This is a genomic window from Bradyrhizobium sp. USDA 3364 (assembly GCF_054056355.1).
This window is the reverse complement of the sequence record NZ_JBSRYG010000002.1, coordinates 4,399,911-4,412,228: the sequence shown is the minus strand read 5'-3', so window position 1 is coordinate 4,412,228 and position 12,318 is coordinate 4,399,911. Positions and strand designations below refer to the sequence as shown.

Below are 12,318 nucleotides of genomic sequence, written 5' to 3'. Positions count from 1 at the left end.
AAGCATCATGACCAGCAAGCTGCTTGCCTCGCTCACAGCAATCGCCGCGCTGTCGATCGGCACAGCGATCGCCGCGCCCGTCAACTACACGCTCCCCGAGGAGACTGCGGCGTTCAAGCCGGGTCCCAACCTCGACGTGGTGCAGAACAACTGCACAGCCTGCCACTCGGCGGACTACATCAAGACCCAACCGCAGGGCGAGAAGTTCAAGAAGGATTTTTGGCAGGCCGAAGTGACCAAGATGATCAAGGTCTACGGTGCGCCGATCGACGAGGCCGACGTCAGTAAGATCGTCGAGTATCTCGCAGCGAGATACTGAGGCGGGGCGATCGATCCCTCCGTGCGCCGGCCACGAGGCCGCGCGCGGAGCCATTGATCCAATTCGGGTCAGCGTAATCCTTTTTTGCACTGCATCAATTGACCACGAAACAGGCAATCCGGCACCAAATCGCCGCAAAGCGGGTTGTTTCCGGTCAAAAACACACTGTCGTTTGATCTACCCAGCTTTTTTCAAACTGCTATCCTGTCAGTACGGACAAGCCGGTTTGTGCGGGGACCGGCTGGTCTGTTTTCGATTGATTCCGCGGAGACGACTGGAATGCCCAAAGGTACAGTGAAGTGGTTCAACCCGACCAAGGGTTACGGATTCATCCAGCCCGCAACGGGCGGCAAAGACATTTTCGTGCATATTTCGGCGGTTCAGAAGGCTGGTCTTCAGAGCTTGAACGAAGGCCAGACCGTTGAATACGAAGAGATTGCTAATCGCGGCAAGACGTCCGCCGAGAACTTGAAGGTCTAGCGCAAGAGCGCCAGATCCGGCGGCGCACTCCCGGACGCTATCCGGGAGTGGGGGGCCGATCCACACACTGGACCACGTGACGTTCGGCGGAGCGGGCACGATGCCCGCGCGCCACGCCGTTGAACTTTTCCCGGCCGCCATCGATCGCGTGCCGGTGATGATGGCTACCTGCAGCCGAGCTGCGCCGTCACAGGCAGGTGCCACTCTGGCCGCTTCCGCACGGCACCCTCTTCGACAACTCCTGGACCTTGCGCTTCGATTCCGCCTGCGCCAGCACGTCGAACACGCTCGACGGCGCGAGCTGCGTGGCCTTGCGAAAATCCTCGGTGGCCTTGTCGGCATGGTTGAGCGCCTCATGCGCCTTGGCGCGGGCGAACAGGCCCTCGACCGTCTCCTTCTGCGCGATCGCCCGGTCGAGATCCGCGACCGCCTTGTCGTAGTTGCGCAGCGCCGACCAGGTGATGCCGCGCAACGTCAGCGCCGGCTGATAGTCCGGCCGCGCCTCTAGCACGAAGTTGAGATCCTTCATCGCATCATCCGGCTTCTTCATTCCGAGATAGGCGCGCGCACGCAGCACATGCGGGAAGGCGTCGTTCGGCGTCCGCGTGATGATCTGGTCGAAGGCGGCGATCGCGCGGTCGAACTGGGACGAGGTCAGCAGCGCGAGCCCGCGCCCGAGCTGGGCGGTGGGATTGTTGGGGCTTCGCTCCAGCACGCCGTTGATATCGACCAGTCCCTCATCGGCGCGGCCCTTGAGCATCAGCGCGAGGCCACGCCACGATTTGGCGACCAGATTGGTCGGCGCCAGCGCCAGGGCCTGATCGAAATCCAGCAACGCCTTGTCGAGCTGGTTGAGACCGATATGGGCGAGCCCGCGTTCGGTGAACGCGAGCGTCTCCTTGGCATTGAGCGAGATCGAATGGTCGTAGTCGGCGAGCGCGTCCTGCACGTTGCCGGTGCCGGCCTTGACGAGGCCGCGCGCCAGATAGGCCAGCGAATTGTTCTGGTCGAGCGTGATGGCGCGGCCGGCATCGGTCTTGGCCTCATCGAACTGCCGCATGCCGGCGGCGTTGAGCGCGCGGAAGGCCAGCAGCTGGGGATCGTTCGGCTTGAGCTTGAGCAGCGCGCTGAGATCGCTGCGCGCCTCCGGCAGCCGGCCGAGCCGTGAATAGGCCAGCGCGCGCAGCCGCAGCGCAGCCTCGTTGCGGGGGTCGCCGCTCAGCACCTGGGTGAGGTTGGCAACGGCACCCGCATTGTTGCCCTGCGCGACGAACTGCCTGGCCTGCTCGACCTGCTGGTTACCCGCGGCCGGCGCCGGGCCGGCTGGTCGCGGCGGCGTTGCGGCTGGAGCCGGTGTCGCCGTTGATGGCGGGGCCGCTCCGGATTTGGCCAGTTCGGCCTGCATCGCGAGTGCCTGCTGGCGCTGCTGCCGGATCTCCTTGTTGTCGGGAAGGACCTTCAACAGCCAGTCGAAATCGCCAATGGCCCTGACGTAATCGCCCTTGGCGCTGTAGAGCTGGGCACGGGCGAAATAGGCATTGCGCTCGGTCTGCGGCGCCTGCGCGATCGCGCGCGAAAAATCCTCGATCGCGTGATCCATGTCGCCCTTGCGGCGATAGGCCTGGCCACGCCAGTAGAACGCATTCGGTGTGCTGGCGTTGACGGCGATCGCGGTGTTGGCGTCGGCCAGCGCCGCGTCGGGCTGCCCGGATTCGACATAGGCCCGCGCGCGCCCGACATGGGCCGCGGGGAGATCCTGTCGCAGCGTGATCGCCTGGCTGTAATCCGAGATCGCATCGGCCCAGGCGTGCTGGTCGGCGCGCAGATTGCCGCGTGCGAGGAAGCCGAACGGGTTCTTCGGCTCGAGCTCGATCGCGTGATCGAAATCGGCACGCGCCTGATCCAGGCTGCCCTTGCGCTGATGAACATAGCCGCGCGCGATCAGCGCCGGTACGAATTGCCCGTTCAGCTGCACCGCCGCGTCGGCATCGCTCAAGGCCTGATCGATCTTGTTGCGGGCGATGTAGAACCGCGAGCGGCCCGTGAATGCCTTGGTGCGATCCTCGGCGGAACGTGCGGTATCGTTGATGATGCCGGAGCACGCGGTCTCCGCCTTGTCGGTCGGGGGCCCGCCGCAGTCCTCGACATCGCCCGCGCGGGCCGTGCCCGCGAGCACCGGCCAAAGCAACAGCGCAAGCGCCGGCAACAACGGGAAACGAACGCCGCTGATCGCGACATTGAAGCAGATCGAACGTGAACGCATGTCGTAGCCTCGGGTTGACCGAATGCTGGCCGTGTTATCGCGTCACTTGGTTCTTATGGTGATGAGCGTGGAAACGTATTTTTGAACGACAGGTTCCGTCGATGGCTGTTCGAGGCGGTCGTTTCGTACCGGCGCTTCAGGATGCATAGTTCCAGCGCCAATGACGTAGTCATTGGCCAGCCCTGCAATCACCGGCGATGGAACGCTACGGAACGCGCGCGAGGCGGCAACCGCCATTCAATCTTCCGTCACCCATTTGGCGACGGTCATGACGTCAGGCGGTTGCAGATAGCCGCGGGGCCAGAGATCGACGGCCCATTCCACTTTGGTCGCGCGCTCGACTAGAACGGCGGTATTGTGCGGCGTTTGCCCGAACGAAAAGCCGCGGTAGTGGGGATCGCCGACGTCATGGAACTTGAACAGGTTCCAGGCCTGCATCACCAGCATCAGGCTCGTCGTGTTGCGCGTCGTGTCCCAGCAATCGTAATTGTGCTTGTCATCGTTGGCGCGGAAGTCCGCTTTCGCCACGCGCTTGTCGGTGCCGAGGATCGGCCCCATCCGGTGATCGAACCAGATCACGGCCTTTTGCACGGCGGCACGCTCGGCGGCGGCGTTGGCGCGACCCGTGGCCATGATCTTGGTCAGCGCCGCCCGGTCGGCTGCGTTGAAGTCGAGCATCTCGCGACGCCGGCAGACGAAGCCATAGCAGACGGTCATCGTCGACGCCGACGGCGGATAGATCGAGACCGACGTGTAGAGCTGCATGACGCCCGCGCTGAGTTCGGCCGCGCGGGCCGGAGCAGTCGATGGCAGCGACAACATAAGCACGGCAAGCGCGCCGGCGAATGCGGCGCGCATCGTTCGTATCGGCTGATCGGCGTCTGTCATGAACCACTGCCCCAGTTCCAGCAAAGGATTATCGCGGGGGCGCCGCTATGCCAATATGTCCGGCGCATGGCTGTGGATCGGATCGCAACGATGTCAGCCGACCGGCAGCGGCGCATCGCGCTTGACTTCCTCCATCACGGCGTAGGTACGCGTCTCGCGCACGCCCGGCAGCGCCAGCAGGGTCTCGCCGAGAAACCGGCGATAGGCGGTCATATTGGCGACCCGCGCCTTGACCAGGTAGTCGAAGCCGCCGGCCACCATGTGACACTCCAGCACTTCCGGCGCGGTCTGCACCGCCCTGGCGAACTTCTCGAATACGTCGGGCGTGGTCTTGTCGAGCAGCACCTCGACGAACACCAGCAGGCCGAGCCCGAGCCGGTGCGGGTTGAGCCGCGCGCCATAGCCTTCGACGAAGCCGTCGCGCTGCAGCCGCTTCAGCCGCTCGCCGACCGAGGTCGGCGACAGGCCGATGCGCTCGGCCAGCTCGACATTGGCAATCCTTCCATCCCCTTGCAGGATCGAGAGGATTTTGCGGTCAGTCTTGTCTATCTCTGTCATATCTGCGGCAATATTTGCAATGATCCTGATTTTCTAAGGCAAACCTGTTAATTTGTCTATCGAACTACGGTCCACGGGCGCGTAGGTGTTCCCGTGTAACCCAGAGGAACCGCCGCCATGCCCGACCCGTCCCCGCTCCCGCCCCCATTCAGCGCACCCTACGCACCCGATGACGCCACCATCGCAGGCCGGCTGCGCCGGGACGCCAGCCTCGGCGCGGAAGCTGAGGCCAGGATCGACCGCACCGCGACGCGCCTGATCGAGGCGATCCGGGCGAACGACGATCCGCTCGGCGGGGTCGAGGACATGCTGCGGGAGTTCGCGCTGTCGACCAAGGAAGGGCTGGCGCTGATGGTGCTGGCGGAGGCGCTGCTGCGGGTGCCCGACGCGCGCACTGCCGATCAGTTCATCGAGGACAAGCTCGGCCAGGGCGACTTCATCAACCACGAGACCCGATCGAGCGCGTTCCTGGTCAACGCCTCGGCCTGGGCGCTCGGCATGTCGGCGCGCGTGATCCAGCCCGGCGAGACGCCGCAAGGAACGATAGGCCGGCTGACGAAGCGGCTCGGCGCACCGGCGGTGCGCGCCGCGACGCGGCAGGCGATGCGGCTGATGGGCAGCCATTTCGTGCTCGGCGAGACCATCGAGGCGGCGCTGTCGCGCGCGCAATCGCATGCGGCGCGCGGCTCGCGCTATTCCTTCGACATGCTCGGCGAAGGTGCGCGCACCACCGACGACGCCCACCGCTATTTCGAATCCTACGCTCGCGCAATCGATGCGATCGGCAAGGCGGCCGGCGACCAGCCCCTGCCCGACCGGCCCGGCATCTCGGTGAAACTCTCCGCGCTGCATCCGCGCTTCGAGGCGGTCAGCCATGCGCGGGTGATGCACGAGCTGGTGCCGCAGTTGATCGACCTGGCGCGCCGCGCCAAGGCGTTCGACCTCAACTTCACCGTCGATGCCGAGGAGGCCGACCGGCTGGAGCTGTCGCTCGACGTCATCGCCGCCGCCTTCGCCGACCCGTCGCTCCCCGGCTGGAGCGGCTTTGGCCTTGCGATCCAGGCCTATCAGAAGCGCGCCACTGAGGTGATCGACTATGTCGATGCGCTGACGCGCGCGCTCGACCGCAAGATGATGGTGCGCCTGGTCAAGGGTGCCTATTGGGACACCGAGATCAAGCGCGCGCAGGAGCGCGGGCTCGACGGCTATCCGGTGTTCACCCGCAAGGCGATGACCGACCTGAACTACGTCGCCTGCGCGCGCAAGCTGTTGGCGCTGCGGCCGCGGCTGTTTCCGCAATTCGCCACCCACAACGCGCTGACGGTCGCGACCATCCTCGAACTGTCCGGCGATCCCGCGAGCTTCGAATTCCAGCGGCTGCACGGCATGGGCGAAGCGCTCTATGCGCAGCTCAGCGATGACCGGCCGGAGATCGCCCATCGCACCTATGCACCGGTCGGCAGCCACCGCGACCTGCTCGCCTATCTGGTGCGGCGCCTGCTCGAGAACGGCGCCAACTCGTCCTTCGTGGCGCTGGCGGCGGACAATCGCGTCTCCATCACCGACCTGTTGCACCGTCCGGCCGAGATTGTCGGCGCCGACAACAAGGCTTCTCACTCCGCGATTCCGTTGCCGGCCGATCTCTATCGTCCTCAGCGCGCGAACTCCCACGGCATTGAATTCGGCGAACGCAAGGCGCTGGACGCGCTGACTTCGGCGATAGCAGCCGAACGCAAGGTTGCGCCTGGCGCAATTACTACATCGACGGCCGAACAGGCGCATGCCGCGGTCACCGCCGCACGGCGCGGCTTCAGGGCCTGGAACGCCACGCCCGCCACACAACGCGCGGCGGTCCTCGACAAGGCCGCCGACCTGCTCGAGCAGCGCCGCGCCCACTTCCTCGCTCTGCTGCAAAGCGAGGGCGGCAAGACGATCGACGACGCGCTCTCGGAGGTGCGCGAGGCGATCGACTTCTGCCGCTACTATGCAGCTCTCGGTCAAAAGCTGTTCGGCAAGGGCGAGACGATGCCGGGCCCGACCGGCGAAAGCAATATGCTGGAGCTGCACGGCCGCGGCGCATTCGTCGCGATCTCGCCATGGAATTTCCCTCTCGCGATCTTCCTCGGCCAGGTGACGGCGGCACTGATGGCGGGCAATGCGGTGATCGCAAAGCCGGCCGAGCAGACGCCGCGGATCGCGGCCGAGGCTATAGCGCTGCTGCACCAGGCGGGCGTGCCGACATCGGCGCTGCATCTGGCCCAGGGCGACGGCGCGGTCGGCGCCGCGCTGGTCAGCCATCCCGCGATCGCCGGCGTGGTGTTCACCGGTTCGACCGAGGTGGCGCGCTCGATCAATCGCACGCTCGCCGCCAAGGACGGGCCGATCGTGCCGCTGATCGCCGAGACCGGCGGCATCAATGCGATGATCGTCGACGCCACCGCGCTGCCCGAGCAGGTCGCCGACGATGTCGTCACGTCGGCATTCCGCTCCGCCGGCCAGCGCTGCTCGGCGCTACGGCTCTTGTTCGTGCAGGACGACGTCGCCGACCGCATGATCGAGATGATCGCGGGCGCAGCGCGCGAATTGAAGATCGGCGATCCCTCCGAGACGTCGACGCATATCGGCCCGGTGATCGATGCCGAGGCCAAGCAGCGGCTCGATGCGCATATCGCGCGAATGAAGCAGGAAGCCCGGGTGCATCTCGCCGGCGAAGCGCCGGCCGGCAACTTCGTCGCGCCGCAAATTTTCGAACTGTCGGCAGCGAGCCAGCTGCGTGAGGAGGTGTTCGGCCCGATCCTGCACGTCGTGCGCTACCGCGCCGAGCGGCTCGGCGACGTGCTGGCCGCGATCGAGGGTACCGGCTTCGGACTGACGCTCGGCATCCATTCGCGAATCGACGACACCATCGAGCACGTCATCGACCGCCTTCAGGTCGGCAACATCTATGTCAACCGCAACATGATCGGCGCGGTCGTCGGCGTGCAGCCGTTCGGCGGCAGCGGCCTCTCCGGCACCGGCCCCAAGGCCGGCGGCCCGCACTACCTGACACGCTTCGCCACCGAGCAGACGATCACGATCAACACCGCCGCCGCGGGCGGCAATGCCGCGCTGATGGCGGGGGTGGAGTAACGGACATCGTCATTGCGAGCGACGCGAGGCAATCCATACCGTCGCTGGCGGAAATGTGGATTGCTTCGTCGCTTCGCTTCTCGCAATGACGGCGAACAACCCGTTGCATCGTGCCCCCGAGATGGGTCAAATGGCGCTCCGATCGGAATGATCGCACACGATAATTCCAGCTACCGGAAAAAACACCAACAAGCGCCACGGGAGCGACGGCACGATGGAAAAAGGCATTTTTGACGGGCTCAAGGTCCTGGACTGCGCGAGCTTCATCGCGGCGCCCGCGGCCGCCACCGTGCTGTCCGACTTCGGCGCCGACGTCATCAAGATCGAGCCGCCCGGCGCCGGCGACCCCTACCGCAATCTGCCCAATTTGCCCGGCTATCCCGCAAGCGAGCACAATTTCGCGTGGATGCTGGAGGCCCGCAACAAGAAGAGCCTGGCGCTCGACCTCACCAAGCCGGACGCGCGCGAGGTGCTCTACAAGCTCGTCACTGAAGCCGACGTATTCATCACCAACATGCCGCCGCAGGTGCGCGCCAAGCTCGGCATCACCCACGATCATCTCGCTCATCTCAACGACCGGCTGATCTACGCCTCCTTCACCGGCTATGGCGAGAAGGGCGAGGAGGCCAACAAGCCCGGCTTCGACTCCAATGCCTATTGGGCCCGCTCCGGCCTGATGGACCTGGTGCGCGCCGACGAGGACACCACGCCGGCCCGCTCGGTCGCCGGCATGGGCGACCACCCCTGCGCGATGGCGTTCTACGGCGCCATCGTCACCGCGCTGTTCCAGCGCGAGAAGACCGGCAAGGGCTCGCATGTCTCGACCAATCTGATGGCCAACGGTGTCTGGGCCAACGGCGTGCTGGCGCAGGCCAAGCTCGCCGGCGCCAAGTTCAAGAAGCGCAAGCCGCGCGAAGAGGCGCTGAACGCGGTCACCAACCACTACAAGTGCAGGGACGGCCGCTGGCTGATCCTGTCGCTGCTCAACGAAGACCGGCAATGGCCGACGCTGGCGCGCTGCATGGGCCGCGAGGACCTCATCGCCGACGCCCGCTTCGCCACCAAGGCGGACCGCCATGCGCGCTCGGTCGAGCTGATCAAGATCTTCGACGAGGTGTTTGCCGGCAAGGACCTCGCCGAATGGCGCAAGATCCTCGACGGCAATGGCCTCGTGTTCGGCGTCGTCGGCATCCTCGACGACATCCCGAACGACAAGCAGATGATCGAGAACGAGGTGCTGGTGCGCTTCGAGAACGACACCATGCTGACCGTCAACAGCCCGATCTTCATCGATGGCGCGAGGAAGGTGCAGCCGCGCAAGCCGCCCGAGGTCGGCGAGCATTCCGACGAGATTTTGCGGCAGGCCGGCTACGACGAGGCCACGATCCAGAAGCTGCGCGCATCCGGTGCGGTGGCGTAGCCGATCGACCCGTCGAGAGTAGCCCGGATGGAGCGAAGCGAAATCCGGGACCGGTTTCGCAACCGGATCGTGCAATCCCGGATTGCGCTTCGCTCCATCCGGGCTACGTAGCTCTTCCCCCTCTCCCGGTAAGCGGGGCGAGGTAAGAAGCTTCACCGCGTCATCCAGGCCCAGACCAGGGCCACGGCGATGACGGCGACGATGACCGCGAGCCCGATCGCCCAGCTGCTGACCCGGACGGCGCTGACCGCCTGACGCTCGGCCTCGTTGGCCGCGATCTCGCGGTCGCGCTGCTTGGTGTCCTCGGGAGCACTCATCGGGCCGGCCTCCGGTCAAGAGCTGTCAGGAGTCAAGGGCTGTCAGGCTTTGGGCAAGTTGCAGTCTAGCATCGAATAATGACGCCGGGACGCTTCAGTTCCGGTTGGCGAATTAGCGCGCCTTCACGAAGCACATCCCCATGCGCGAGGTTTTCCCCGCGACCTGGCATGCGAGCCCCTCGGCGCAGCTCCAGCCACGGAAACTGCGGTCGGTCTCGGCCGGCTTTGAGCCCGGCAGATAGCAATGCGCGCCCCAGCCGTCGCTGTATTCGGTGCCGGCAAGCTCGGTGCTGCCGCGCAGTTGCGGCCGGTTGGAGAAGCCGCGTGAAAAGTCGGGCGCCTTGCCGTCGCGGAAGCTTGCGAGGATATCGCGGCGGCGAACCTGGTCGCCGAAGAAGTGCGGCGAGGCCGGCACCACGGTGGAGTTCGACGGTTTCGCCGCCATCCAGTCGACGCCGGGGAAATGGAAGCCGCCGATGCCGCGGGTCTGGTGGCAGCCGGCGCAGGTGACGTCGTTGAGACGCCGCTCGAAGCCGGCCAGCGACTGGATGTTCTGCAGTTTCGTTCCGTCGGCCGCGGCCTTCTTCAAGGCGCCGACGACATCGCCGTCCGAGAACACCGCATCGCCTGACGTCCCCTCGCCCTGCACCATGCCGAACTCGGGCTCGAGGTCGCTGACGTCAAAGCCGGTCGGCGTCGGCGCGACCGCCGAGGTTGCGAGGAAGCGATCGGGGATCAGCAGGGTGCCGCGATCGAGCTCGGCAAAATGCCCGGGATCCAGCAGCCACGCCTTGAAGTCGCGCTTCAGCCCGTCGTCGGCAAGAATGCGGTCGCGGTCGATCTGGTTCTCCAGCGGCGCCTCGGTGAAGCGCTTCGCGGCGCCGTCATAGTCGAACACTTTCAGCAGATAGTCGGTGCGGAAGTCCCGCACCGCGGATTTCGGCGCGTGCGCGATCTGCAGATTGGTCTCGATGCGTTCGATATTCCGCGCATCGATCAGGTCGAGCGGACCGTCCTTGCCGAACAGCTTCTCCATCGTTGGCGGCGCGCTACCGGCCACGAGCCAACGCCGCGCGATCTCGCGGCAGGTGAGCGATGCTTCATTACCGTCGCCCTTCGCCTTCAGCACCAGGTTCAGCGTCATCGGCAGCCGCTGCGACACCGCGTTCTCGCCGATCAGCGGCACATCGGTGCGGGTCAGCCGGTAGATCAGCCGGATCTCGCCGCAGCTTTGGGGCGCCACATAGGCGCGGTCCATGCGGTTGACGATGCCGGCGAGCACGAAGCGGACATCGGGGGATTCGAACAGCGCGCGGTCGAACAACTGGAACGCAAAGTTGTCGCCGACACCGATGCTCTCGTCTGGCAGGCTTGCTTGATGCCTTGCGACATAGCGATCGAATTCGCGAGCGAGCGCCGCGCGCACCGGAACCATCGCAGGCAGGCTGAACAACTCGCGGTTCGACAGCGGCGTGTCGGCGGAACGTTCCGCCGCGAGCATCCGGCCGAGACCGAAGCGGCCGTGATCAAGCTCGCGCAAGGTCGCCGGATCGATCCCTGCCGCGCCGCGTTCGAGCGCGCGATCTTCGGCGGCACGCGCAGCCCCGGCGTCGCAGAGCAGAACGGACATCACGAGGAGGCATTTCAGCGCACGGCTCATGCCCCCACTAACACCGCGCGGCAAACCCTATTCAAGAAAAAAGGCGCTTCACATCGCGGTGAAGCGCCTTGCTGTTGTCGCGTTTCGGCAATGATAGCGTTTTCGAGCGAAGTGGGCACCGGTTCGCGGAAAAAAAACGCGTCAAAGCAGGAATCTAGAGCTTCGGTTCTGATTCAATCAGAACCGGAGTTCTAGCGCGAGACGATCAGACCCTTGCTGGTGACCACCACCCAACGGCCGTCCTGCTTGCGGATGGCGTCGACGCGGCCGAGGCCGGGGACGGGATCTCCGGCATAGACCTCGTAGATGCCGCTGCGGCCCTCGATCAGCGCGCCGCCATTGCCGACGTCGCGCAGCGCCCAGCCATCGACCACAGGCAGGCGGCCGACCTCGGGCCTCGGGGCGGCGGGCGCTGCCGCGGCAGTCGCCGGCGTCACCGACCCCGTGACCTCGCGGGCGGGGGTCGCGGCAGCGACGGTCGTCTGCGGCGCGGCACGCAGCTTCTCGACGGTCTCGCTGAGCTTGTTGAGCTTGGCCATCGGCTCGGCCTGGGCCTTCTCGACCTTCTCGATCCGGTCGCTGGCCTTGCTGAACTGGGTCTGGCCCGCCTTGGCGGTCTGCTCGACGCTGGTCTTCAGGGCGGCGATCTCGGATTCGATCCGGGCGAACGCGGCATCGGCCGCGTCCTTGGCCGTCGCGTCCTTGGCAGCCGCATCGGTGGCGGAGGCCACCGCCGGGGTGGCGAGATGGCCAAGGCCTGCGGTCGCGAGCGCGCCACCGACGGCGCCAGCCGCGGTCGCCAGCGCAATCACCGCGGCCATCGCCCCGATCCGGCGCGAACCGGCCGGCTTGCCCGCCGGCTTGGCCGCCTGCTCGGCGCCCGGCCTGGAGGCGGTCGCCTCATGGTCCCAGGTGCGGTCACCGGGCGCCATGATCATCAGCTTGCCCGGGAAACGCGGCTCCTCACGCTTGCCGGTCTCGACCTTGGGCACGTCCATGTTGGTCGGCTCGACCTTGGAGTCGACCCTGGAATCTACCCTGGGCGGCTCAACCTTCGGGGATTCGACGTGCGGCGCGTCCATCCTGGGCGCGTCGGACCTTGGCGACGTCTCTTCCTGCTCGGGCGCAAGCCGGGGAGCCTCGGCCGCAGCCAACACAGGCTCGCTTTTCGCCGCCATTTCGGCGCCGGTCTGACCGCTGACCGGCTCGCTCTGCTGCTCACTCACGTTTCAAAGTCTCCAGACTAGGTTGACAATTCGGTAACTTTTATTGCTTGCGAAATGG

General features: G+C 65.9%; 11 protein-coding genes. 4 read left to right on the top strand and 7 right to left on the bottom strand.

The window, feature by feature from the left end; all coding sequences use genetic code 11:
• Nucleotides 1–7: 7 nt before the first annotated feature.
• Entirely contained in the window at nt 8–319 is a 312-nt protein-coding gene (gene sorB, locus ACVILL_RS20800) for a SorB family sulfite dehydrogenase c-type cytochrome subunit (protein ID WP_456730760.1), read from the top strand.
• A gap of 279 nt (nt 320–598) precedes the next feature.
• Nucleotides 599–799, top strand: a complete 201-nt coding sequence (locus ACVILL_RS20795) for a cold-shock protein (protein ID WP_029080322.1) — start codon at nt 599–601, stop codon at nt 797–799.
• A 187-nt stretch (nt 800–986) separates the two neighbouring features.
• Here ACVILL_RS20795 and ACVILL_RS20790 read toward each other — a convergent pair whose 3' ends face one another.
• The 4 genes from ACVILL_RS20790 to ACVILL_RS20775 form a co-directional block, all read right to left on the bottom strand.
• Nucleotides 987–3,062, bottom strand: a complete 2,076-nt coding sequence (locus tag ACVILL_RS20790) for a tetratricopeptide repeat protein (protein ID WP_456730759.1) — start codon at nt 3,060–3,062, stop codon at nt 987–989.
• A 42-nt stretch (nt 3,063–3,104) separates the two neighbouring features.
• Nucleotides 3,105–3,299 (bottom strand): hypothetical protein, encoded by a 195-nt coding sequence (locus tag ACVILL_RS20785; RefSeq protein WP_456730758.1) that lies wholly within the window; start codon nt 3,297–3,299, stop codon nt 3,105–3,107.
• Nucleotides 3,300–3,920 (bottom strand): hypothetical protein, encoded by a 621-nt coding sequence (locus tag ACVILL_RS20780; RefSeq protein WP_456734315.1) that lies wholly within the window; start codon nt 3,918–3,920, stop codon nt 3,300–3,302.
• A gap of 123 nt (nt 3,921–4,043) precedes the next feature.
• Complete coding sequence (locus tag ACVILL_RS20775; protein ID WP_018273295.1) at nt 4,044–4,508, bottom strand: Lrp/AsnC ligand binding domain-containing protein; 465 nt, start codon at nt 4,506–4,508, stop codon at nt 4,044–4,046.
• Between the two features lie 117 nt (nt 4,509–4,625).
• On the opposite strand from ACVILL_RS20775, the gene putA reads away from it, so the two are divergent.
• Nucleotides 4,626–7,637, top strand: coding sequence for a bifunctional proline dehydrogenase/L-glutamate gamma-semialdehyde dehydrogenase PutA (putA, locus tag ACVILL_RS20770; RefSeq protein ID WP_456730757.1), 3,012 nt, complete (start codon nt 4,626–4,628; stop codon nt 7,635–7,637).
• Between the two features lie 214 nt (nt 7,638–7,851).
• On the top strand, nt 7,852–9,057 hold the full coding sequence (locus tag ACVILL_RS20765; RefSeq protein ID WP_456730756.1) for a CaiB/BaiF CoA transferase family protein: 1,206 nt from the start codon (nt 7,852–7,854) through the stop codon (nt 9,055–9,057).
• 152 nt (nt 9,058–9,209) lie between these two features.
• Here ACVILL_RS20765 and ACVILL_RS20760 read toward each other — a convergent pair whose 3' ends face one another.
• The 3 genes from ACVILL_RS20760 to ACVILL_RS20750 form a co-directional block, all read right to left on the bottom strand.
• Nucleotides 9,210–9,374: a hypothetical protein gene (locus ACVILL_RS20760; protein WP_456730755.1), complete on the bottom strand. Its 165-nt coding sequence runs from the start codon at nt 9,372–9,374 to the stop codon at nt 9,210–9,212.
• A 112-nt stretch (nt 9,375–9,486) separates the two neighbouring features.
• Complete coding sequence (locus ACVILL_RS20755) at nt 9,487–11,034, bottom strand: hypothetical protein (protein ID WP_456730754.1); 1,548 nt, start codon at nt 11,032–11,034, stop codon at nt 9,487–9,489.
• A gap of 191 nt (nt 11,035–11,225) precedes the next feature.
• Complete coding sequence (locus ACVILL_RS20750; RefSeq protein WP_456734314.1) at nt 11,226–12,212, bottom strand: hypothetical protein; 987 nt, start codon at nt 12,210–12,212, stop codon at nt 11,226–11,228.
• Nucleotides 12,213–12,318: the final 106 nt, after the last annotated feature.

Bases quoted from the DNA above. Each gene is read 5' to 3' on its own strand.
- ACVILL_RS20750 (WP_456734314.1), bottom strand. From the start codon at position 12,212: ATGGCGGCGAAAAGCGAGCCTGTGTTGGCTGCGGCCGAGGCTCCCCGG.
- ACVILL_RS20795 (WP_029080322.1), top strand. From the start codon at position 599: ATGCCCAAAGGTACAGTGAAGTGGTTCAACCCGACCAAGGGTTACGGA.
- ACVILL_RS20760 (WP_456730755.1), bottom strand. From the start codon at position 9,374: ATGAGTGCTCCCGAGGACACCAAGCAGCGCGACCGCGAGATCGCGGCC.
- ACVILL_RS20785 (WP_456730758.1), bottom strand. From the start codon at position 3,299: ATGGCGGTTGCCGCCTCGCGCGCGTTCCGTAGCGTTCCATCGCCGGTG.
- ACVILL_RS20775 (WP_018273295.1), bottom strand. From the start codon at position 4,508: ATGACAGAGATAGACAAGACTGACCGCAAAATCCTCTCGATCCTGCAA.
- ACVILL_RS20755 (WP_456730754.1), bottom strand. From the start codon at position 11,034: ATGAGCCGTGCGCTGAAATGCCTCCTCGTGATGTCCGTTCTGCTCTGC.
- ACVILL_RS20765 (WP_456730756.1), top strand. From the start codon at position 7,852: ATGGAAAAAGGCATTTTTGACGGGCTCAAGGTCCTGGACTGCGCGAGC.
- putA (WP_456730757.1), top strand. From the start codon at position 4,626: ATGCCCGACCCGTCCCCGCTCCCGCCCCCATTCAGCGCACCCTACGCA.
- ACVILL_RS20780 (WP_456734315.1), bottom strand. From the start codon at position 3,920: ATGCGCGCCGCATTCGCCGGCGCGCTTGCCGTGCTTATGTTGTCGCTG.
- sorB (WP_456730760.1), top strand. From the start codon at position 8: ATGACCAGCAAGCTGCTTGCCTCGCTCACAGCAATCGCCGCGCTGTCG.
- ACVILL_RS20790 (WP_456730759.1), bottom strand. From the start codon at position 3,062: ATGCGTTCACGTTCGATCTGCTTCAATGTCGCGATCAGCGGCGTTCGT.